Source organism: Streptomyces iranensis, assembly GCF_017874715.1.
Taxonomy (GTDB): Bacteria; Actinomycetota; Actinomycetes; order Streptomycetales; family Streptomycetaceae; genus Streptomyces; species Streptomyces iranensis.
In genome coordinates, this window is sequence record NZ_JAGGLR010000029.1 from 53,918 (window position 1) to 73,083 (window position 19,166).

At 68.9% G+C, this 19,166-nt stretch carries 18 protein-coding genes and 1 pseudogene; 8 read left to right on the forward strand and 11 right to left on the reverse strand.

What is annotated here, in order from left to right; genetic code table 11:
• Window positions 1-122: 122 nt before the first annotated feature.
• Window positions 123-1,043: a LysR family transcriptional regulator gene (locus J2Z30_RS40775; RefSeq protein WP_044570796.1), complete on the forward strand. Its 921-nt coding sequence runs from the start codon at window positions 123-125 to the stop codon at window positions 1,041-1,043.
• Between the two features lie 39 nt (window positions 1,044-1,082).
• Here J2Z30_RS40775 and J2Z30_RS40780 read toward each other — a convergent pair whose 3' ends face one another.
• Complete coding sequence (locus J2Z30_RS40780) at window positions 1,083-2,243, reverse strand: cobalamin B12-binding domain-containing protein (RefSeq protein WP_044570793.1); 1,161 nt, start codon at window positions 2,241-2,243, stop codon at window positions 1,083-1,085.
• Entirely contained in the window at window positions 2,240-3,652 is a 1,413-nt protein-coding gene (locus J2Z30_RS40785; protein WP_044570790.1) for a PP2C family protein-serine/threonine phosphatase, read from the reverse strand. Before J2Z30_RS40785 ends, J2Z30_RS40780 begins: the two co-directional genes overlap by 4 nt.
• A 109-nt stretch (window positions 3,653-3,761) precedes the next feature.
• Between J2Z30_RS40785 and J2Z30_RS40790 the strand changes: the two genes are divergently transcribed.
• Window positions 3,762-4,169 (forward strand): RidA family protein, encoded by a 408-nt coding sequence (locus J2Z30_RS40790; protein WP_078956695.1) that lies wholly within the window; start codon window positions 3,762-3,764, stop codon window positions 4,167-4,169.
• Between the two features lie 63 nt (window positions 4,170-4,232).
• On the opposite strand, the gene J2Z30_RS40795 is transcribed toward J2Z30_RS40790, so the two are convergent.
• Window positions 4,233-4,625, reverse strand: coding sequence for a hypothetical protein (locus J2Z30_RS40795; RefSeq protein ID WP_044570788.1), 393 nt, complete (start codon window positions 4,623-4,625; stop codon window positions 4,233-4,235).
• Window positions 4,626-5,609: 984 nt separating this feature from the next.
• Between J2Z30_RS40795 and J2Z30_RS40800 the strand changes: the two are divergent.
• Window positions 5,610-5,951, forward strand: a pseudogene (locus J2Z30_RS40800) (UTRA domain-containing protein); the annotation flags it as partial.
• Between the two features lie 24 nt (window positions 5,952-5,975).
• On the opposite strand, the gene J2Z30_RS40805 reads toward J2Z30_RS40800, so the two are convergent.
• The 3 genes from J2Z30_RS40805 to J2Z30_RS40815 all read right to left on the reverse strand — a co-directional run bounded on the left by J2Z30_RS40805 (window position 5,976) and on the right by J2Z30_RS40815 (window position 10,176).
• Window positions 5,976-6,824: a hypothetical protein gene (locus tag J2Z30_RS40805; protein WP_209469048.1), complete on the reverse strand. Its 849-nt coding sequence runs from the start codon at window positions 6,822-6,824 to the stop codon at window positions 5,976-5,978.
• A gap of 654 nt (window positions 6,825-7,478) precedes the next feature.
• Window positions 7,479-7,769: a hypothetical protein gene (locus J2Z30_RS40810; protein ID WP_044570786.1), complete on the reverse strand. Its 291-nt coding sequence runs from the start codon at window positions 7,767-7,769 to the stop codon at window positions 7,479-7,481.
• Window positions 7,770-8,991: 1,222 nt separating this feature from the next.
• Window positions 8,992-10,176, reverse strand: coding sequence for a helix-turn-helix domain-containing protein (locus J2Z30_RS40815; protein WP_044570782.1), 1,185 nt, complete (start codon window positions 10,174-10,176; stop codon window positions 8,992-8,994).
• Window positions 10,177-10,310: 134 nt separating this feature from the next.
• Between J2Z30_RS40815 and J2Z30_RS40820 the strand changes: the two genes are divergently transcribed.
• The gene (locus J2Z30_RS40820) at window positions 10,311-10,877 is read left to right on the forward strand and encodes a flavoprotein (protein ID WP_044570781.1); all 567 of its coding nucleotides are present in this window, start codon (window positions 10,311-10,313) and stop codon (window positions 10,875-10,877) included.
• Here J2Z30_RS40820 and msrA read toward each other — a convergent pair.
• Both msrA and J2Z30_RS40830 read right to left on the reverse strand, forming a co-directional pair.
• Entirely contained in the window at window positions 10,842-11,528 is a 687-nt protein-coding gene (msrA, locus tag J2Z30_RS40825; RefSeq protein WP_107073306.1) for a peptide-methionine (S)-S-oxide reductase MsrA, read from the reverse strand. The genes J2Z30_RS40820 and msrA overlap by 36 nt on opposite strands.
• Before the next feature lie 100 nt (window positions 11,529-11,628).
• A complete protein-coding gene (locus J2Z30_RS40830; protein WP_044570779.1) occupies window positions 11,629-12,726 on the reverse strand; it encodes a hypothetical protein in 1,098 nt (365 codons plus the stop codon).
• Between the two features lie 120 nt (window positions 12,727-12,846).
• Between J2Z30_RS40830 and J2Z30_RS40835 the strand changes: the two genes are divergently transcribed.
• On the forward strand, window positions 12,847-14,010 hold the full coding sequence (locus tag J2Z30_RS40835) for a cystathionine gamma-synthase (RefSeq protein ID WP_044570777.1): 1,164 nt from the start codon (window positions 12,847-12,849) through the stop codon (window positions 14,008-14,010).
• Window positions 14,011-14,106: 96 nt separating this feature from the next.
• Here the strand turns inward: J2Z30_RS40835 and J2Z30_RS40840 are convergent, their stop codons facing one another.
• The 3 genes from J2Z30_RS40840 to J2Z30_RS40850 all read right to left on the reverse strand — a co-directional run bounded on the left by J2Z30_RS40840 (window position 14,107) and on the right by J2Z30_RS40850 (window position 15,539).
• Window positions 14,107-14,361 carry a hypothetical protein gene (locus J2Z30_RS40840; RefSeq protein WP_044570775.1) on the reverse strand — a complete coding sequence of 85 codons (255 nt, stop codon included), beginning with the start codon at window positions 14,359-14,361 and terminating at the stop codon, window positions 14,107-14,109.
• Window positions 14,358-14,969, reverse strand: a complete 612-nt coding sequence (locus J2Z30_RS40845) for a sigma factor-like helix-turn-helix DNA-binding protein (RefSeq protein ID WP_372453386.1) — start codon at window positions 14,967-14,969, stop codon at window positions 14,358-14,360. The genes J2Z30_RS40840 and J2Z30_RS40845 overlap by 4 nt, the downstream gene beginning before the upstream one ends.
• Window positions 14,970-15,038: 69 nt before the next feature.
• Entirely contained in the window at window positions 15,039-15,539 is a 501-nt protein-coding gene (locus tag J2Z30_RS40850; protein WP_209469049.1) for a MarR family winged helix-turn-helix transcriptional regulator, read from the reverse strand.
• 241 nt (window positions 15,540-15,780) lie between these two features.
• Between J2Z30_RS40850 and ilvA the strand changes: the two genes are divergently transcribed.
• The 3 genes from ilvA (at window position 15,781) to J2Z30_RS40865 (ending at window position 19,121) form a co-directional block, all read left to right on the forward strand.
• Window positions 15,781-17,136 carry a threonine ammonia-lyase gene (ilvA, locus tag J2Z30_RS40855; protein ID WP_245389010.1) on the forward strand — a complete coding sequence of 452 codons (1,356 nt, stop codon included), beginning with the start codon at window positions 15,781-15,783 and terminating at the stop codon, window positions 17,134-17,136.
• A gap of 225 nt (window positions 17,137-17,361) precedes the next feature.
• Window positions 17,362-18,318 carry a daunorubicin resistance protein DrrA family ABC transporter ATP-binding protein gene (locus J2Z30_RS40860; protein WP_037950765.1) on the forward strand — a complete coding sequence of 319 codons (957 nt, stop codon included), beginning with the start codon at window positions 17,362-17,364 and terminating at the stop codon, window positions 18,316-18,318.
• Window positions 18,315-19,121, forward strand: coding sequence for an ABC transporter permease (locus tag J2Z30_RS40865; protein WP_044570772.1), 807 nt, complete (start codon window positions 18,315-18,317; stop codon window positions 19,119-19,121). The genes J2Z30_RS40860 and J2Z30_RS40865 overlap by 4 nt, the downstream gene beginning before the upstream one ends.
• Window positions 19,122-19,166: the final 45 nt, after the last annotated feature.

The window sequence follows — 19,166 nt, forward strand, 5'->3', positions numbered from 1 at the left end:
AAGCTAGGGCGGCGTAGCGGGAAGGTCTAATACAGATTCGGCTGCTATCGATAACCCAAAGTTATTGATGAGGGGCAGCATGCTTCTGGGCTGCCCGCCGGCTCGGCGGTAGCATCCGGAACATGGAGCTTGACCTGCGTCTGCTGAGGTACTTCGTTGCCGTGGCCCAAGATCTGCACTTCGGGCGTGCCGCGGCCCGTCTGCACATCTCGCAGCCGGCGCTCAGCGTCCAGATCCGCAAGCTGGAGCACGTGCTCGGAGTCGAGGTGTTCCGCCGCACCAGCAGGCATGTCGAGCTGACCCCTGCCGGCCAGGCCATCCTCGCCGAGGCGACCAGGACGCTGGCCGCCGCGGAACGGACCATGGCGGTCGCGCGCAGTGCGGCCCGCGGAAAGCCGGGGCATCTCACGGTGGGATTCGTGGCCAACGCCGTAGCGGAGCTGACACCGGTCATCCTCGAAGAATTCGGCCGCCGCCACCCTCATGTCGATATCCAGATGAAACAGTTCGCCTTCGCGGACCCTCTCGCAGGACTGGGCAATGGCGACGCCGACGTGGCTTTCGTCCGGCCTCCGCTTCGTCCGGACCCCGCCATCGAATGGTGTCCGGTTCTCGACGAGGGGCGGGTGCTCATCCTTTCCGAGCGCCATCCGCTGGCGCAGTATCCGGCCGTCACCGTGGAGATGCTGATCAACGAGCCGTTCGTCGCTCGTCGCGCTCCGGACGAGTGGCGTGACTTCTGGCTCGGCGTCGACCACCGCGACGGCCATGCCGTGAGAATCGGGGCCGAGGTATCCACCGTGGACGAATGCCTGGAAGCTGTGCTGACAGGCCAGGGGATTGCCTTCACCCAGTCCTCGTCGCAACGCTACTACTCCCGACCCGGGCTCGCGTTCGTCGCCGTCAAGGGCCTGTCCGGATCCACCGCCGCGGTTGCCTGGCGGCGGGATGCCGCCACCCCACTGGTCAATGAATTCGTCACCGCCGCCCAGAATGTGTGCCGCTGCCACAACGGTGCCCCGACACAGTTTCCGCTCCGATAACGCGGGAGCCGGGTTCACAGCCACTTGTCCCGCACACGTTCATTCGGGACGGCGGGAGTCCGCCTCCTGCGCGGTGAGGCATCGGCGCCCGGCCGAGAGTGTGTCGAGGGTCCGGGGCGACCCGCGCAGGCGGTCGGCCAGGGCATCCGTCATCGCGAGGAGGCAGCGGGGCTCCACCGAGCGGGCGGAGAAGTATGCCGCGGCGAAGGCGAGCTGCCCGGTGAATACGCGCGCGTCGTCGACGAACACGGCCGCCGCCAGGGAATCCAGCAACCGGCCCAGAAAGTCGGTGCCCTCCTCGTGTTCCCTGCTTGAGCTGCTTGAGCTGTTTGAGCCGCCCGAGCCGCCCGAGCCGCCCGAGCCGCCCGAGCCGCCCGAGCCGCCCGGGATGTCCGAGCCGCCCGAGCCATCCGGGATGTCCGAGCGTTCCCGCAAGCCGGGGAACACATCACGCAGCACATAGGCCAAGTCCGCCAGCAGCTCGGGTCGTCGTCTGACGAGTACCGCGTACTCCTCCACGGCACCGGCCCGGACCGACGACTCCCCGCACAACACCGGCGGCCAGCGGTGAAGCAGCGCTTCCGCCGCGTCGCGGGCGTCTGCCGCGTACAGGTCCGCGCCCAGCGCGTACGCCCATGTGCCCTCGGGGCCGAACCCCGGGCCGCCCGCCATGACGGGGACACCGGCACATCTGCAGGTCTCGATCTGCCGGTGTGCGAGCGGAAGGTTGAACGTCAGCGTGCACGAGAGAGCGACGACGTCAGGGCCGCTCTGGTGGACGTCCGAGAGGAGTTCGTGCGGGGAGACCGAGCCGCCGAGCGAGCGCACCTGGAAGCCGCGCAGACGCAGCACCTCGGCGAGGATGTGGGAGGGCAGCACATGCCATTCGCCGTCGCTGCACGCCACCAGCACATGGCGCGGTGAACCGCCGCCCACGGGGGCGGCGGACGCGACCGCGTCCACCGTCAGCCTGCTGACATGGGTGGCCGCGTGTTCCTGCGCCACCGTCCACTCGCCGGACTCCCACCTCTCACCGACCCGCACCTGGGCGGGTGCCACCAGTCCGAGCAGTACGTCCTCCGCGCTCACGCCGCCCGTCACCAGACCGACGGCCAGCTCCAGCGCTCCGCCCTCGTCCGCGCCGGCCAGGCAGGCGTCGAAGTCCGCCCGGACGGCGTCGGTGATCCCGGTGGCGTTCATGGGCTCCCAGCCTCCCCAGTGCGCGCGGACCCGCCGGGGCCCTCGGACTGACGGTGCGGTGCTGAGCCACGGCGGGGAGGCGCCTGAAGCGTCAGGATGGAGATGTCGTCGTGCGGGCGGCCGGCGAGCCATTCGGTCGTGAGGAGCTCCAGCCGCTCGGCGACCGACGCCGCCTGCATGCCGACGCAGCCGGCCAGCGAGTCGACGAGGCGCTCGTCGCCGTATATCTCCCGTCCGCTCATCCCGCCGTGTGCCTCGGTGAGCCCGTCGCTGTAGAGAAGCATCAGCTCACCGGGTTCGAGGCGGAACTCCGTACAGCCGAAACTGGGATCGGGCACCGCCCCGACGAGCATGCCCTCGCAGACGATCTCCTCCACCCTTCCGTCGCCACGAAGCGCGAGCGGGGGGAGGTGGCCGCCGCTGGCGATCTCCACCTTCACCGAGCCGTCGTCGCAGGGCCGGGCGGAGCCCGTGACCAGAGTCGTGAAGCGGTGGCCGGCGCTGATGACGAGGTCGTTGAGCAGCTGGAGGTCACCCAGGGGATCGGGCCCCCTCTTGACCATGGCCAGGGTGCGCATGCTCTGCCGTACGTGCCCTGCCAGCACCGCGGCCTCCGCGCCCTTGCCGGACACATCGCCGAAGAAGAACCTGACCCCGCCCGCGGGGCAAGGGGCCACGTGGTAGAAGTCGCCGCTGATGCGCAGAGCCTCCGCGGCCGGCCGGTAGGCGGCGCCGAGCCTGAGGCCGTCGGCCACCGGCAGCGGCTCCGGAGCCATGCTGGCCTGCAGGACGGCGATGGTGTGGGCCTGCTGCGAGTAGAGCGCCGCCGTCGCCAGCGCGAGTCCGGCCCTGACGGCGAACTGATGCGCCAGTTCGATGTCCGCGTCCTCGAAGCTGGCCCGGTCCGGGCCGCGCAGCATGATCAGCACACCGGCCGGTACGCCTCCCGCGGCGAGCTGCACCACCAGCGCCTCCTCGCCGTGAACGAGCTCATCGGGCAGGACGTCGTCGAGCGCGGCCATCTCCTGGGGGCGTATGACAGCGAGGCGCGGTTGGAGTCCGTACAGCGCGTCCGCGACCTTGGGTATCCGCTCGAGTGCTTCGACCGCCACCTCCCCGGCGGACCGGGCGTCGCCCGGACCCGCTCGGTGCCACTGCGTACGTCGTCCGCTCACGGGCAGGACGACCACGGACGCGTCCGCCAGTTTCGGGATCACCATCTCCAGGAGCGCACGGACGGTACGGCCGTGATGGAGCGACGCGCCCAGGCGCCGGGTGGTCTCCTCCAGGAAGGCGGACCTGTCGCGCTCGTCGACGAGCGCGGCCTCGACGAGACCCAGCAGCTCGCTCAGCCGCGCCGGGGCACGGCCCCACGCGCCCCCGCCCCCGCCCCCGCCGTCGTCCGTCATCGGCCACCGCCTCTTGCACGCTCCACCGCCGCGCCCGCAATGCCCTATTATTCCCCTTCCAGGTGTCTCGCCACGTAGCGGTACGGCGTCTGTGACGGAGAATGCCTCCATGATCGAAGGCATCCACACCGAGAACGCCCCGTTCGTACGCTTCTCCGACGGCACCGCGCCCCCGCTGTCCCAGGCCATCAGGACCGGTGAGCTGATCTTTACGTCCGGGCAGGGCCCGCTCGACCCCGTGACGCACGAGATACCGACCGACTTCGATGACCAGGCGCGGCAGGTTCTGCGCAACCTCGTCGCGGTCTTCGTCGCGGCTGGTGGCAGCAAGGACCTGATCGTCAAGTGCACCTGCTACCTCAGCGACCGCGGGCACTTCGCCGCCTTCAACCGCGTGTACGCAGAGTTCTTCGCGGACTGCTCTCCGCTGCCCGCCCGGACCACGGTGGTCACGCAACTCGTGCGCGACGGCGTCCTCGTCGAGATCGACGCCGTCGGCCGCGTCGACCGCCAGTGACCTCCGGCCGCCTAGGGCCCGTGCCGGCGGCCGCCGGCACGGGCCCTAGGCGCAGGCGTCCGGTCAGGCGTGGCCCTTGTGCCACGCGCTGCACTTCACTTCCAGGCCGTCCTTGGCGTAGCACATCTGGAGCTTGACGGACTCGCCCTCCTTGAGATTCCAGTGGGCGGAGTCCACGTCGCCCTTGTGCGTGGCATGGACGCGAAGCTCGTCCCAGCCGCTGCCTCCCGTGTACCACTCCAGGACGGCCTCGACGCTGTACCCGTCGCTTGCGTGGTCGACGACGGTCACCTTGTCCCCGTTGTGCAAGAAGTAGGAACCGGCCCGATCGGTGTTGATGAAGATGTCGGAGCCGGCGGCCTGGGCGGCGGCGGGAGTGGTCGCGAGTGCCGAGCCGGTGAGGCCAACGGCGGCCGCGACGGCCAGGGATGCCGTTATCCGGCGTGAGTTTCCCATGGGTTTCCTCCGTTTGGTGCCGTGCATGGTCAGTGCTCCGGCGGAAGTTAGTGCATGGGTCGGCGGGTGGCGCAAGTAACGCATAATCAGATCGAAGGTGTGAACGGCGCGGTTGCGTCGTATCTGGGACGATCGTCGCTGGTCGTGCGGTGGCCTCGCGTGGTTTGTAACAGGCGGGTTCAGATTTTGCGCCCGGCACGGCCCCGGACGGTGAGTTCCGCGCGGTGTACCTGCGTGCGGAGCACACCGACACCTCCCGCGATCTTGGTGAGCCGGGGAACGCCAAGGAACCCGCCCGCAGGTCGCGGCCAGGGGTGTCCGGCATGGGCTTGCGTGTGTATTGATCAGTGCACAACGACACCTGGGACAAGGGCGACGAGACCTGACACGAAGCTCCCGACGCCTGCCAGAGTGACGACGGTGGCCTTTCCGTCAGAGAAAAGGCCCGCGCAGAACTGACGGACCTGACGACGGAGGATGAGCATCTTCAGCTTCTGCCAGCGGTGCTGACGGATGTGACATCCGAGAAGGATTCCGGACGCGTTGTTCCGGCAACCGTCGTCACGGCCGCGCACCGGAGCGCCGCATGTCACAGGTGCCTGGAAGAGGCACCATGCGACTGTGGCCGCCGAGAGTGCGATCACTACGGCTGGTCCGACAGAGGAGTTGATCCACGCCGCGATGAGCAGCAGACCTGCCAGAACTCCCCACCACTGGCCCAGCCCACCCAGCGCCTTGCTTCGTGCCCCCGAAGTCGCCATGCAGTGCATGTTGTGACGCATACGTCACGGTCATGCGCGCAGAGCCCCGCATTGGCCGGAACGCTGCGGAAGTAGGCCAGTTCACCAGTCGGGCAGCTGTGAACGCGTTAACTGGAGGCACTGCTGACGGGAGATCTTGGGCCGTTTGCGCGGACAGGCCACACAGCCACCCCTACCGGACGGACTAGCCATCCGTCGGGGCCACCCCGATCGGACAGGCAACACCAGTCCCCTCCATCGCACGCTGATCCCTTTCGCCACCGCCGACGAGGCCGAGCAGCTAGCCGAAGCGCCGGACACCGAGCCGGAACAGATCTACGCCATTCTCACCGCCGCCGGACACAAACTCACCTGGCACGAGACCGTCAGCGCCCGCATGCCCCTGCCCGACGAACGCAGCACCCTGGACATCCCCGACGCGACCCCGATCCTCCACACCGCCCGCGTCACCCACGGCACCGACGACCGCCCGCTAATCCTCGAAGAACTCCGCGCCAGCGCCGACCGCGCCCAACTGGCCTTCAAGATTGCCTCTGCCGACTCCACTCAAGTGAGCTCAGCGTAACCATCATTCGCGCGGGGTATCGATTTATGGTCGGACGTAAATGCCCGGTTGGGGCTTAATTGGAATTGGAGGGGCGACTTTGTATCCATCCACATTTGCATGCACTACCAAAAACATTCCCCCCTTGCTCGCGAGGCTCTCCTTCTCACCGTCGGTGAATTTCTTCCTATTTGATAGATCGATGAATGCGCGAGCGGCGGCAAGTGTGCCGAATGCGTAGACGCCCCAGAGTACAACAAAAGGCGTTCCCATTCGTGTTCGCCCCGCAAGGATGAAGCCATAATCCTCGGTTAGTGAACCGTTGCTCTGTGAGGGAATTCCCCACTTGCGCCCTTGTATGGTGACCATGTGTTCCGGGTACTTGATCTCGAAATCGGGAAGATGATCATTGATCAAGGTCTCGCTGACAGCGTTGACGCTTGGCCCACCCACGGATACGAAGGGCTCTCGATCCTTGATGGTCGAGAAGTGTCCTGCGTGTGCAAACTCGACTCGAACATTCTTCACGGCTTCACGAAATCCGCCGAGTAGTTCAGCTACCGCCGCACCTTCGATGGTGGGACCCCACAGCACATTGTGGGGTTGGCTCTCCAGCAGGGCGCGTAGGTCAAGGGCTCTGGGCTCATCTTTACGGGGCATCAGGGATGTCGGGCTGCGTTTGTGGTCGCGCCATTTACGGCGCTTAAGGGGCTGGCTGCTCTCGTGCAAGCTCGGTGCGCTCGGTAGGACGATCTGCACTTCCTGCTTGTTGCCTATGAATCTAGACAAGTGTCCGTTCTTGTTATGTAGTCGAATCCAGGTAATGCAGACCTGGAGGGCGGCTCCAGCGATAAGCCAGAATCCGCCGATGGCGATATCTATAGTGTATGCCACTGACCTCCACCCCTTGAGAAGTTCGTTGGTGGAATGTGTCAACGCATCCGCTTTACCGGTTATGGCCTTTGGTGCCGGAATTCGAAAGGCGAACGGAGAAATGTGTTGGCAGCGCAGTAATTCTCATACCTCGCGTTCTTTCAGGCTAACGCCCCTAGGGTGTGCGTGCACTCCCATAGGCGTCGCCGCGTATCGTGTCGCTGACCTGCCGTCGTATCCTTGGTGCGCACTGCCGACGGGCTGTCGAAACCTGTCTTCACTTACTCAAGGGCGCGCCTTGCGGCGCGCCGGGCGGTCTGGCCGCCCCGCCGGGCTGCGGCGTGGCCGCCGGTCCCGTCGGGCGCCCACCGCCCGCACTCCCAGCGCGCCGCGATCGCTCGCCGAGGAGCCGACCGCCGTACGGGCTGATGCGTTGTGGTTGGGGCCGACGGCCTACGCGGCTTTTAGGCAGCCACCACGGGGCGAGCCTCTAAGAACAGGGGGCCGATCGGTCGCAAACGCGGGCAGGATCACAGATCCGCCCGATTCGCCGGGCCAGCGTAAGGCCCCCTGTTCTCTCGCCCCGTGGCAGCTCCCGCCCAAAAGCCGCTACGGCCGGCGGCGTGCCCACAGCGCGCCGATCCAGCACCGCACGCCCGCCACCGGCCACCCCGATCAGCTGGCCCTGCCCAGCCGGGCCGCCGTCACCCGCGCCAGCATCGCCACCTCACGCGCCGACGCCGCCGACAACTCCAGCCGCACGACCCCGGAGCCGTCCGCGCCCGAAGCGGCACGCAGCCGCACTCCTGCCGTCTCGACGCCGACGAGCCTCAGCGCTTCGCCCAGCTCGGTCGCGGCCTCCCTCGCGTCCCGCCAGCCGCTTATGTAGTCCACTCCGCGTACCCATATCCCCGCCTCCAGGTCAGCCGCCTCTCCGTCGAACCTGTCGTCCTCAGGGCCGCCCATTTGGTCAAGTTCCCTTCTCTACAAGCCATCTGACAACCATGACCGGGCCGCGTCGAGCGGGGGCACGACGATGACCCCGGTACCATCGGCACCGGGGTTCGTGATCGATCCCCAGCCGGACCACCCCGGTAGCTGTCCAGGCGAAAGGGGGTGGTCCGGTATCGCTTCTTCGGTTGTTGCGCGTGATTTCGCCGAGCGACCTCAGTACTTCTGTCGGCCACCCGGGTAGCGCACTGGCTTTCGGCACTCCGGCGCGTCCTCAGGCGCGGGCTCGCCGACGAGCGCGTAACACAAGGCGGCGTGCAACTGCTCCGCTTCCACCACCGTCAGCACCAGGGATGCCAGGGATGCGCGACCGGGCCGGAGGACTCGAAGCGGCAACTCGAGCAGACGGTCTTTGCCAGGACGCAGACCGCGCCCCGGTGCGGGACCGACCTGCCAGCCCTCTGACGCCCTACTCATTCGGCCCCTTGCTCGTCTGAGTCGGTCCGTCGCTCTCGCACTCGCCTGGCCCAGGAAGACGCCCGCCGCGACTCTTCGCGATCCGGAGAGCGTCTTGCAGTGCCTCGATGAGGCGGTTCGAGAGGTAGCGGAGTTCTCGCGGGTCCGCCTTCCGGTCGCGGAGCAGTAAGCGGGCGTGGCCGATGAGTTCAGCGCCCATCTGAAGCTGAACCGCTTCCATCTCGTCAGCCAGCTGCGACAGATACCCCGTGCCGTCCTCATCCGACATCAAGTAGCACGGCTTTCCGGCAGGGCCGGGCCACGGCAGCAATCGCGGTTGCGCACTCACCTGACCACCGCCATCCCGTGCGGCGCGCACAGCAGCTCCACCCGAGGCACGTCTTTCCGACGCTCATGTGCCACCAGATACGGCCGGACAAGTTGCACGTCCTCGCTGCGCAGCACAGGCTTACGCGACATCTTGTGGACACGAGGCAGTTGCAGCGTCGGGGCGTCAGCACAGTCCACCGGCTGACGTGTCCCGACCGTGCGATGACGCCCCCGGCCGGGCCGTAGCACTCTCACCAACGGTTCGAAGACCCTCCCGATACAGTTCCGCATGTCGACCTGCTTCCTCAGGTTGGCCACGCCCCGGGGCGCACGCCCGCGTCGCCGGGGTCCTGTGGCGGATGAAAAACCGGCTGAGTATTCATGCTGGTGACATGCGAAGCCCCCAACTTTCACAGTTGAGTGAAAGCCGGGGGCTACCGCGGTGAAAGTGTCAGAGACCCACCCAAGCAGCCAGGTGATCCAGGCCGTCCGGGGTGCGACGGGACAAGTGGATCAGGCCCCGGATGGTCTCCCGAGCGCCCGCGTGGTACCTGGTCTGCTGCGGCGCCAGCTTCCGCGCGGTCACGATCGATTTCAAGGCCGCTTCAGAGCGTCCCGCTTCCATCTGGGCGCGTGCCTGGTCCACGTAGAAGTGCGCGGCGCGGGAGACAGCCCAGTCCTGCGGTATCCGCACCTTCGCGGCCTCTTGCAGAGCTTCGCCGTAGTGCCGCATCTCGACATGAGCCGACACCGCATGCACGGTGACATTGGTGGGGCCGAAGGACAGCCAGTGCACGTCCGTTGCTTCGCCTGTCCGGTCCGCGTAAGACCGGGCCTCGGTTAGGTGGTTTTTTACCGCGTCTTCGTCATGAGCGCGGGCAGCGATGATGCTTGCTCCGAGGTGCAGCTGCCCGGCAACGGCATGCCGGTCTCGCGACAGCGGAGACTGCTCCAACAGCCCCTGCCCGGAGGCTACGAGCCGCTGACCGATGGTGTACTCGCCTTCTCGGAAGTAGACGAGGGCCCGCATGTACTGGCGCACTGCGGACAGCAGCGGATCGGATGCCCGCGAGGCAGCCCAGTCCATACGGTCCAGAGCCACCGTGGAGAGGTCGTAGTAGCCCAGCTTCACGGCCAGGTCATGCGCGGTGCGGTAGGTACTCGACAGAGCAGCCCACAACTCGGACGACGGCGTCCGATACGCGGCTGTAGTGATCTCCGCCATCGTTCCTGGGAGATCAAGAGCAGCGTCATAGAGCTTCGTCGCCCGGACCTGCTGACACAGAGCTTGGGCAGCGGCGACGAGCTGAGGAGTGGGGCGCGGCGTGATCGCCGGATCGGCCCCGAGGTCGTAGAGGTCGAGGGCTTCACGGATCGGGCGGACCAACGCGGCCAACCGGTCCTGCTGTAGCTCGGTCACGTAGGGCTGTCCGGTCAGTGCCGTGACGTCGATGCACAGCGCTTTCGCGACAGCGGCCACCAGGTCAGGGCTGGCTGGCTTGTGCCCGGACTCAACTTGGGTGAGCAGGCTGTAGGAGTAGGGGACTTTCTGAGCCAACCCCCGCTGAGTCAGCCCAGCCCGTTTCCGGTGATGTGCGATCCGAGCGCCCGTGTGCTCGTCGTCGGGGAGCGGCATGCATGCCTCCCTTTCATGACTCACTCAACGGAAACGCTACCCGCCAGGCCACGGCAGAAGACGTTGAACGGCGATCTCAACCCTGAGCGGGGCGGGGTTTGCGGAGGGAGGGCGCCGCAGGGTGGACTGCCCACATGACCGTGAACCGTGTGCTCTACCTGTTCGGAAGTGCCGCCCCGCCGGTGCTGAACATCGCCGGCGTGATCGAACGTGCGCAGGCGGCCGACTGGGATGTCTGCCTCGGATTGACCCCTACGGCCGCACGCTGGCTTGACGACGAGCTGCCAGCGTTGGAGGAGCTGACCGGGCACCCGGTGCGCAGTCAGTACAAGCTGCCCCGGGAGCCGGACGCCTGGCCCCCTGCGGATGTCGCGGTCCTGGCGCCCGCCACCTTCAACACGATCAACCAGTGGGCACTGGGGATCACCGAGAAGTTCATCGTGGGATTCGTGGCCGAGGCCATCGGCAAGCGCATCCCCACCGTGACGATGCCGTGCGTCAACGCGGCCTACGTCCAGCACACACAGTTCGACATCAGCATTGCCACGCTCCGCGCCATGCCTGGGGTGCGTGTGCTGTATGGGGAAGGCGGTTTCGTACCCAACAAGCCGGGCCAGGGCCGACCAGAGAACTATCCGTGGCACCTGGCCCTCGAAGCCGCCGCGTCAGCCGTCAGCGGGCGCGATCCCGGTGGGGCATGAGCCGCCCTCGGAAGGGTCACTTAGCTTGACGCCCGTGCCGCCGATGCCGCAGTAGCCGTTTTTGTTGCGGTCAAGATACTGCTGGTGGTAGGGCTCGGCCGGGTAGAAGGGGCCCGCGGGGAGGATTTCGGTGGTGATCTCGCCGTAGCCGGAGCCGGTCAGGACGGACTGGTAGGCGGCGCGGGAGGACTCGGCCTCGGACTGCTGCTCGGGGGAGTGGGCGTAGATCGCGGAGCGGTACTGGGTGCCGACGTCGTTGCCCTGGCGGAAGCCCTGGGTGGGGTCGTGGGACTCCCAGAAGACCTTCAGGAGGGCGGCGTAGGAGGTGATCTTCGGGTCGAAGACGACGCGGACGGCCTCGGTATGACCGGTGAGGCCGCTGCAGACCTCCTCGTAGGTGGGGTTCTCGGTGTGGCCGCCCTGGTAGCCGACGAGCGTGGTCCACACGCCCGGGGCCTGCCAGAACTTCCGCTCTGCGCCCCAGAAGCAGCCCAGGCCGAAGTCGGCGACGAGCAGGCCCTCCGGATACGGGCCGGTCAGGGGGTTGCCGAGGACCGTGTGGCGGTCGGGGACGCGGAAGCCCGGTTCGGGGCGGCCCTTCAGCGCCTCCTCGGCGGTGGGGAGGTGGTTCCTGTGGCGGCTGAACAGCATCTTCGGGCTCCTCGTGGGACCGGGACGGGGCGCCTTTACTTCAACGGGTACGGGGCTGCGGGAATTCCGGGCCGCTCACGGCTCCCTCATTGCGGCAGCGTCACTGTGGCAGCGTCGCCGGGGTGCCGCCGCTGCCCTCCCAGCCCGCCACCGCCAGCGCCCGGTAGACCGTGTACTCGGCCGCCGGGTCCACCCCGTACGACCACGGGACCGCGCCCACGTGGCCGTCCACATGGCGCAGCTGCTCCAGGGCCTCCGCGTAGCGCTCCGCGCGAACCAGGAAGAAGACCAGCAGGTGGCGGACGTGCGGCAGTACCGGGTGGTCGGCGGGGGCCTGGCGGACGGCGTAGAGGGCGCCCTCCATCGCCTTGGTGATCACCTCGCTGCGGTAGAGGGTGCGCACGAGGTTGGCCTCCGGCAGGTGCTCGAAGACGCCGAAGAGGGGGAGGGCGGGGAGGAGGCTCTTCGCGGGGGCGGAGGCGGCGGCCGCGTGGGTGAAGGTGTCGGCGCGGTCCTGGGAGCCGTGCCACTTCTCGCACCAGTAGTGGAGGGCGGCCAGGTGGGCGCCCATGTGGTGCGGGGCGAGCTTGGTGACCTTGGTCCACAGCTCCTCGAAGTCGGCCTGCCGGTAGGCCAGACCGCGGGCCACGCCGAGCTCGACGATGTGCGGCACCGGGTCCTCCGGGGCCAGCCGGGCCGCCTCGTGGCAGACGTCCCGGGCCTCCTCCAGGATCATCCGGAAGTCCTGCGAGGACGGGTCGAGCAGCGCCTGGCGGACCAGGAACTCCGCGTGCACCGCCGCCGCGCCCGGGTCCTCGGGGGCCGCCACCCGCCAGGTGCGCAGCCACATGCCGCCCTGGCCGGGGGCCTGGGCGAGCTCGAAGGCCGCCGCCCCGGCCAGCGTCTGCACCCGCTGCCAGCGCAGCTCCGAGGTGGCGTCGGTGAGCGCGAGCAGCCGGGCGGCCGGCTGCCAGTCCTGCCGGGCCTGGACCTCCTCCAGCGCGTCGATCAGCTGCCGGTCCGGTCCGGGCAGCCGTACGTCCAGCCGCTCGCGCGGGACGAAGCCGTACTCCTGCGGGTCCGAGGCGCGCACCGCGCCCCGCACGGCCCCGCGGCCCCCGCGCATCCGCCGCACAGCCGGTACGACGATCAGCCCGCCGATCATGATGATGGCGATGAGGAAGATCAGAAGCTCCATGAGGTGTCCCCGTGTGAAGGCCCGTAACGGCTTGTGGTGCGGAACGGCTTGTGGTCCAGCCTATGCGCCCCGGCGGTCGTTGAATCCAGCACGGGCGCGTCGGGCGTTACGCTCGGGCCCATGAGCCACCAGCACCCCCAGGGGCATCCTCAGAGTTTCGAGACGCTCGCCATCCACGCGGGCCAGGAGGCGGACTCCCTCACCGGCGCCGTCGTCCCGCCGATCTACCAGGTCTCCACCTACAAGCAGGACGGGGTGGGGGGTCTGCGGGGCGGCTATGAGTACAGCCGTTCCGCCAACCCCACCCGTACCGCGCTCGAGGAGAACCTGGCGGCGCTGGAGGGCGGCCGCCGCGGCCTGGCCTTCGCCTCGGGCCTCGCCGCCGAGGACTGCCTGCTGCGCACGCTCCTGGTGCCGGGCGACCACGTCGTGATCCCGAACGACGCGTACGGCGGTACGTTCCGCCTGTTCGCGAAGGTTGTGGAGCGCTGGGGCGTGGAGTGGTCGGTCGCCGACAGCTCCGACCCGGCGGCGGTACGGGCCGCGCTCCGCCCCCGTACGAAGGTGATCTGGGTCGAGACGCCCAGCAACCCGCTGCTCGGCATCACCGACATCGCCGCCGTCGCCGATGTCGCCCGCACCGCGGGGGCCCGGCTGGTGGTGGACAACACCTTCGCCAGCCCCTACCTCCAGCAGCCGCTCGCGCTCGGCGCGGACGTCGTGGTGCACTCCACCACCAAGTACATGGGCGGGCACTCGGACGTCGTCGGCGGTGCGCTGATCGTCTCCGACACCGGCCTCGGCGACGAACTCGCCTTCCACCAGAACGCGATGGGCGCCATCGCCGGGCCCTTCGACTCCTGGCTGGTGATGCGCGGCATCAAGACCCTCGCCGTCCGGATGGACCGGCACAGCGCGAACGCCACCCGGATCGCGGAGATGCTCACCGCGCACCCCAAGGTGACCCAGGTCTACTACCCGGGGCTGCCGGAGCACGCGGGGCACGAGATCGCGGCCAAGCAGATGCGGGCCTTCGGCGGCATGGTGTCGTTCCGGGTCGCGGGCGGCGAGGAGGCGGCGGTCGGGGTGTGCGACCGGGCGCGGCTGTTCACGCTGGGGGAGTCCCTCGGCGGTGTCGAGTCGCTGATCGAGCACCCGGGGCGGATGACGCACGCCTCGGCGGCGGGCTCGGCGCTCGAGGTGCCGGCCGATCTCGTACGGCTGTCGGTCGGCATCGAGTCGGTCGACGATCTGCTGATGGATCTGGGCCAGGCTCTGGGCTGACGCCTGGACTTGCGGTTTTTTGGGGCGGTCACGACCCTTCGCGTGTCACGACCCCTCGAGTGTCACAACCCTTCGCGTGTCACCACCCCTTGAGCGTCACCACCCCTCGAGGGGAGGGGTGGTGTCGGTGGGCGGCGGCGTGGCCCACGGTTCGACGATCGCCGCCCAGACGCCGAACGCGACGACCGCGGCGAGCAGCAGCAGCCAGCCGATGGTGCACACTACTTGGTGGCGGTGGAGCATCCGCCGCCCCCGTTCGGCCGCCCGGCCCGCCAGATCCGGCGGCAGCGCCGGATGCGGGCCCTCCAGCATTCGGCGGACCTCGGTCTCCTTGCGGTCGGGGAAACTCATGGGGCGGCCCCGGCTCCTGCCCCGGCGTCGGCTCCGGCCTCTGCTCCTGCCCCCGTCGCGTCGGTGGCCGCCCGGCTGCCGGTGGTCTCGGTGGTGCCGGCGGAAGACGATGTTCCGCCGGAGCGTGGCGTTCCGGCGGACGGTCGCGTTCCAGTCGTGCCGCGCCGGGCCGCCGCGCTGCGCATCGCCGTGACCGCGCGGGTGCAGATCGCCCGGACCCGCTCGACCGGGAGCCCGAGCGCCGCCGCCGTCTGCTCCTCCGCGACCCCCTCGTAGAGCCGCAGCACCAGTACCAGCCGCTCCTGCGGGGTGAGCCGGGCCAGGGTGCCGCCGCGCGGGCGGCGGTAGCGGTGGCCCCGGTGGGCGAAGAGGGCGGCCAGCGTCCGGCGGGTGTGGTCGTACGGATCCTCGCCGCGCAGCCGGTCCCAGCGGGCGTACGTGCGCGCGAGCGCGGCGGTCAGCAGGCGCTCGGCGGCTTCGGTGTCCCCCGTCGGCTCCCCCGTGAGCAGCGTGGCCGCATGCAGCAGTCGGCCACCCGCGCCCGCGACGAATGCCTCGAATTCCCGGGCCCGGCGGCCATCCCGTGCTGCCCGCCGCTCTCGCACCACGCCCTCCGCCTCCCGTTCCTTTTAGGACACGGCAGGCACAGGCACCTGGTCAAGATGTCTGCGCCGGGGTCAGGTGGCGGGCGTCGCCTGGGGCACCGTGGTGTGCGCGGCGGAGAGGGCGGTATTGAAGCGGGTCAGGAGGTCGCAGAAGAGATCACGCTCCTCCGCCGTCCAGTCCCCGGTCACGCGGGACATCAGATCGCGCCGTGACGAACGCACTTCCTCCAGGCGGGCCTTGCCGCGCGGGGAGAGCTGCAGCACGACCGCGCGGCCGTCCTCGGGGTGCGAGGTGCGCTTGACCATGCCGGAGTCGACCAGCGGGGCGACCTGGCGGGTCACGGTGGACGAGTCGATGCCCATGCTCCCCGCAAGCGCCTTGACCCCCATTGGGCCTTCCTGGTCGAGCCGGTTGAGCAGCAGATACGCGGCTCGGTCCATGGAATTGCGGGCCTGTCCGACGCCGCCGAGCCGAGTCTGTTCCGCACGGCGGGCGAAGACGGCGACCTGATGCTGGAGCGCGTCCAGTACGCCGGTGTCGAGTTGAGTCGTCATGTCCGATTGGGTGGGCATGGCCTAGGGCTCACTTCATGCGGTGGTCTGTGGGATGTGGCACAGAGTACGCGGCTGGGGGCCCGCCCGTACGGGGGCTGCAGAAACCTGACGGCCATCGAGCCACAACCTGCCGTTCTGGGCCGTTCCCCGGCGCCGTGGCCCGGCGGCGGGCCCTCGCCCGGCATCGACATGACACCACCCCCGGCCACCGGCTCGGCCCGCCGGGGCCTGTCGGGGGTGAGCTGCCAGACTGGGGACCATGGCTGCACGACACGGCGACGAGGACGGGCCCGGCTCCGGGTCCGGCCCGGCCTCGCGCCTCACCTCTCCCGCCCCTGCGTCCGCGTCCGCGTCCGAGGGTTCCGTATCCGGAGGTTCCGCCTCCGGGGGGTCCGCTTCCGGGGGGTCCGAGCCGACGATCACCCTCGACGACGTCCGCAGCGCGCAGAAGACGCTCTCAGGGGTCTCCCGGCTCACCGCGCTGGAGGGCAGCCGCTATCTGTCCGGGCTGGTCGGCGCGCCGGTCCACTTCAAGTGCGAGAACCTGCAGCGCACCGGGTCGTTCAAGCTGCGCGGCGGCTATGTGCGGATCGCGGGGCTCAGCCCCGAGGAGCGGGCGGCCGGGGTGGTCGCGGCGAGCGCCGGGAATCATGCGCAGGGCGTCGCCCTCGCGGCCTCGCTGCTCGGGGTGCGTTCGACGGTCTTCATGCCCGAGGGCGCACCGCTGCCGAAGATCGCGGCCACCCGGGACTACGGCGCCGAGGTGCAGCTGTGTGGCCAGATCGTGGACGAGACGATGCGGGCGGCGAAGGAGTACGCCGAGCGCACGGGCGCGGTCTTCATCCACCCCTTCGACCACCCGGACATCATCGCCGGGCAGGGCACGGTGGGGCTGGAGATCCTGGAGCAGTGCCCCGAGGTGCGCACCGTGGTGGTGGGCATCGGCGGGGGCGGGCTGGCCGCCGGGATCGCGGTGGCGGTGAAGGCGCTGCGGCCGGATGTGCGGGTGGTGGGGGTGCAGGCGGAGGGCGCCGCGGCGTATCCGCCGTCGCTGGCGGCCGGGCGGCCGGTGACGATCGACGCGCCCGTGACGATGGCGGACGGCATCAAGGTGGGGCGGCCGGGCGATGTGCCGTTCCAGATCATCGAGAACCTCGTCGACGAGGTCCGTACGGTCACCGAGGACGAGCTGTCCAGTGCGCTGCTGCTCTGCCTGGAGCGGGCGAAGCTGGTGGTGGAGCCCGCGGGCGCGAGCCCGGTGGCCGCGCTGCTGTCGGCGCCGGAGTCCTTCGAGGGGCCGGTGGTCGCGGTGCTCTCGGGCGGCAACGTCGATCCGCTGCTGATGCAGCGCATCCTGCGGCACGGCATGGCCGCGGCGGGGCGCTATCTGTCGCTGCGGCTGCGGCTCACCGACCGGCCGGGCGCGCTGGCCACGCTGCTGGGGGTGCTGTCGACGCTGGACGCCAATGTGCTCGACGTCAGCCATGTCCGCACCAATCCGCGGCTCGGGCTGAGCGAGGCCGAGGTGGAGCTGCACCTGGAGACGAAGGGGCCGGAGCACTGCGAGGACGTCCGGGAGGCGCTGCGCGGCGCCGGGTACACGGTGATGGCCTGACACCGGGGAGGGGTCTGGGCCTGCGCCCGGGAACGGGTCTGCTCTCACGGGGGTAGGGGTTCCGTTCCTTCGCGGCTCGATTTCTTCATTTTGTTCGCCTCGCGTATGTCGCGATGTATCGCGTCTCGGTTACGATTGCCGTCCAGTTGCTGCCGAGCGCTGCCCATATGGGCGGACTTATGCCTTGATTGAGTGTGGAACTGACCCAACCCCGGGAGTGCCAACATGCCAGGCGCTATTCACGCCGAGGGTCTGGTGAAGACCTTCGGTGACGTAAAGGCTCTGGACGGCGTCGATCTCGACGTACCGGAAGGAACCGTGCTCGGACTGCTCGGCCCCAATGGCGCCGGCAAGACCACCGCGGTGCGCGTGCTCACCACGCTGCTGCGCCCGGACAGCGGGACGGCGGTGGTCGCGGGGGTGGACGTACTCAAGAACCCCAACGAGGTCCGTCGCTCCATCGGGCTGTCCGGCCAGTTCGCCGCCGTGGACGAATATCTGACCGGCCGTGAGAATCTCCAGATGGTCGGCCAGCTCTACCAGATGGGAGCGCGGGAGGCCAAAGCCCGCGCGAGCGAGTTGCTGGAGCGGTTCAGCCTCGCGGACGCGGCCGACCGCACCGCCAAGACGTACTCCGGCGGAATGCGCAGGAGGCTGGACCTCGCCGCGGCCCTGGTGGTCAGCCCGCCCGTGATGTTCATGGACGAGCCCACGACCGGTCTGGACCCGCGCAACAGACAGGCGCTGTGGGAGGTCATCCAGGAGCTGGTGGCCGGTGGTACGACGCTGCTGCTGACCACGCAGTATCTGGAGGAGGCGGACCATCTGGCGCATGACATCTGCGTGATCGACCGCGGTCGGGTCATCGCCCGCGGCACCTCCGACCAGCTCAAGGCCCGTACGGGCGGCGAGCGCGTGGAGGTCGTGGTGCATGAGCGCGAGGACATCGCGGCCGCCGAGGAGGTCCTGCGGGTCCTGGGCAAGGGCGAGACGGCGGTGCAGGAGCACACCCGTAAGGTCACCGTCCCGGTCGTGGGCGGCGCCAAGCTGCTCGCGGAGGTCATCCGCGAACTGGACACCCGTGGTGTCGAGATCGACGACATCGGGCTGCGCCGCCCGACCCTGGACGACGTATTCATCTCGCTCACCGGCCATGGCGCCGGGAAGGGGGAGGCGAAATGAGCACGATGAGCGATTCCCTGGTCATCGCCCGGCGGAATCTGATCCGGATGACCAGAATTCCGGAGATGGTCCTCTTTGGGCTGGTTCAGCCGGTGATGTTCGTGATTCTCTTCACGTACGTCTTCGGCGGCTCTATGAAGATCGGCAACAGTACCGACCCGGACGTCTACAAGAACTTCCTGATGGCCGGGATCTTCGCGCAGACCGTGACCTTCGCCACCGCGGGCGCGGGCGCGGGGATCGCGGAGGACATGCACAAGGGGTTGATCGACCGGTTCCGCTCGCTGCCGATGGCCCGGGGCGCGGTGCTCACCGGCCGGACCTTCGCCGACCTGGTGCAGACGACGCTCACCCTGGTGGTGCTTGCCGTCGTCGCGCTGATCGTGGGCTGGCGCCCCGGTTTCGCGGACTCGACCAACATCGGGAAGATCCTGGGCGGCTTCGGTCTGCTGCTTCTTCTGGGATACGCCTTCACCTGGATCGGGGCGCTGATCGGGCTGTCCGTCCGCACCCCGGAGGCGGCGACCTCCGGCGGTCTGATCTGGCTGTTCCCGGTCACGTTCATCTCGAACGCCTTCGTGGACTCCAGCCAGATGACCCCGTGGCTGCGGCACATCGCCGAATGGAACCCGTTCAGTGCCACCGTGCAGGCGTGCCGTCAGCTCTTCGGCGACCCCGGTCTGTCCCAGTCCGGTGCCTGGCCGATGCAGCATCCGGTCTGGGCGTCACTGATCTACTCGGCCCTGATCATCGTGGTCTTCCGGACGCTGGCGGTGCGCAAGTACCGCTCGGCGACCGCCTGAGGCGGTCCTTCCGGGAGTGCGGGGCGAGGGGGAGCCCCGGCCGTT

Bases quoted from the DNA above. Each gene is read 5' to 3' on its own strand.
- J2Z30_RS40775 (WP_044570796.1), top strand. From the start codon at position 123: ATGGAGCTTGACCTGCGTCTGCTGAGGTACTTCGTTGCCGTGGCCCAA.
- J2Z30_RS40780 (WP_044570793.1), bottom strand. From the start codon at position 2,243: ATGAACGCCACCGGGATCACCGACGCCGTCCGGGCGGACTTCGACGCC.
- J2Z30_RS40785 (WP_044570790.1), bottom strand. From the start codon at position 3,652: ATGACGGACGACGGCGGGGGCGGGGGCGGGGGCGCGTGGGGCCGTGCC.
- J2Z30_RS40790 (WP_078956695.1), top strand. From the start codon at position 3,762: ATGATCGAAGGCATCCACACCGAGAACGCCCCGTTCGTACGCTTCTCC.
- J2Z30_RS40795 (WP_044570788.1), bottom strand. From the start codon at position 4,625: ATGGGAAACTCACGCCGGATAACGGCATCCCTGGCCGTCGCGGCCGCC.
- J2Z30_RS40810 (WP_044570786.1), bottom strand. From the start codon at position 7,769: ATGGGCGGCCCTGAGGACGACAGGTTCGACGGAGAGGCGGCTGACCTG.
- J2Z30_RS40815 (WP_044570782.1), bottom strand. From the start codon at position 10,176: ATGCCGCTCCCCGACGACGAGCACACGGGCGCTCGGATCGCACATCAC.
- J2Z30_RS40820 (WP_044570781.1), top strand. From the start codon at position 10,311: ATGACCGTGAACCGTGTGCTCTACCTGTTCGGAAGTGCCGCCCCGCCG.
- msrA (WP_107073306.1), bottom strand. From the start codon at position 11,528: ATGCTGTTCAGCCGCCACAGGAACCACCTCCCCACCGCCGAGGAGGCG.
- J2Z30_RS40830 (WP_044570779.1), bottom strand. From the start codon at position 12,726: ATGGAGCTTCTGATCTTCCTCATCGCCATCATCATGATCGGCGGGCTG.
- J2Z30_RS40835 (WP_044570777.1), top strand. From the start codon at position 12,847: ATGAGCCACCAGCACCCCCAGGGGCATCCTCAGAGTTTCGAGACGCTC.
- J2Z30_RS40840 (WP_044570775.1), bottom strand. From the start codon at position 14,361: ATGAGTTTCCCCGACCGCAAGGAGACCGAGGTCCGCCGAATGCTGGAG.
- J2Z30_RS40850 (WP_209469049.1), bottom strand. From the start codon at position 15,539: ATGCCCACCCAATCGGACATGACGACTCAACTCGACACCGGCGTACTG.
- ilvA (WP_245389010.1), top strand. From the start codon at position 15,781: ATGGCTGCACGACACGGCGACGAGGACGGGCCCGGCTCCGGGTCCGGC.
- J2Z30_RS40860 (WP_037950765.1), top strand. From the start codon at position 17,362: ATGCCAGGCGCTATTCACGCCGAGGGTCTGGTGAAGACCTTCGGTGAC.
- J2Z30_RS40865 (WP_044570772.1), top strand. From the start codon at position 18,315: ATGAGCACGATGAGCGATTCCCTGGTCATCGCCCGGCGGAATCTGATC.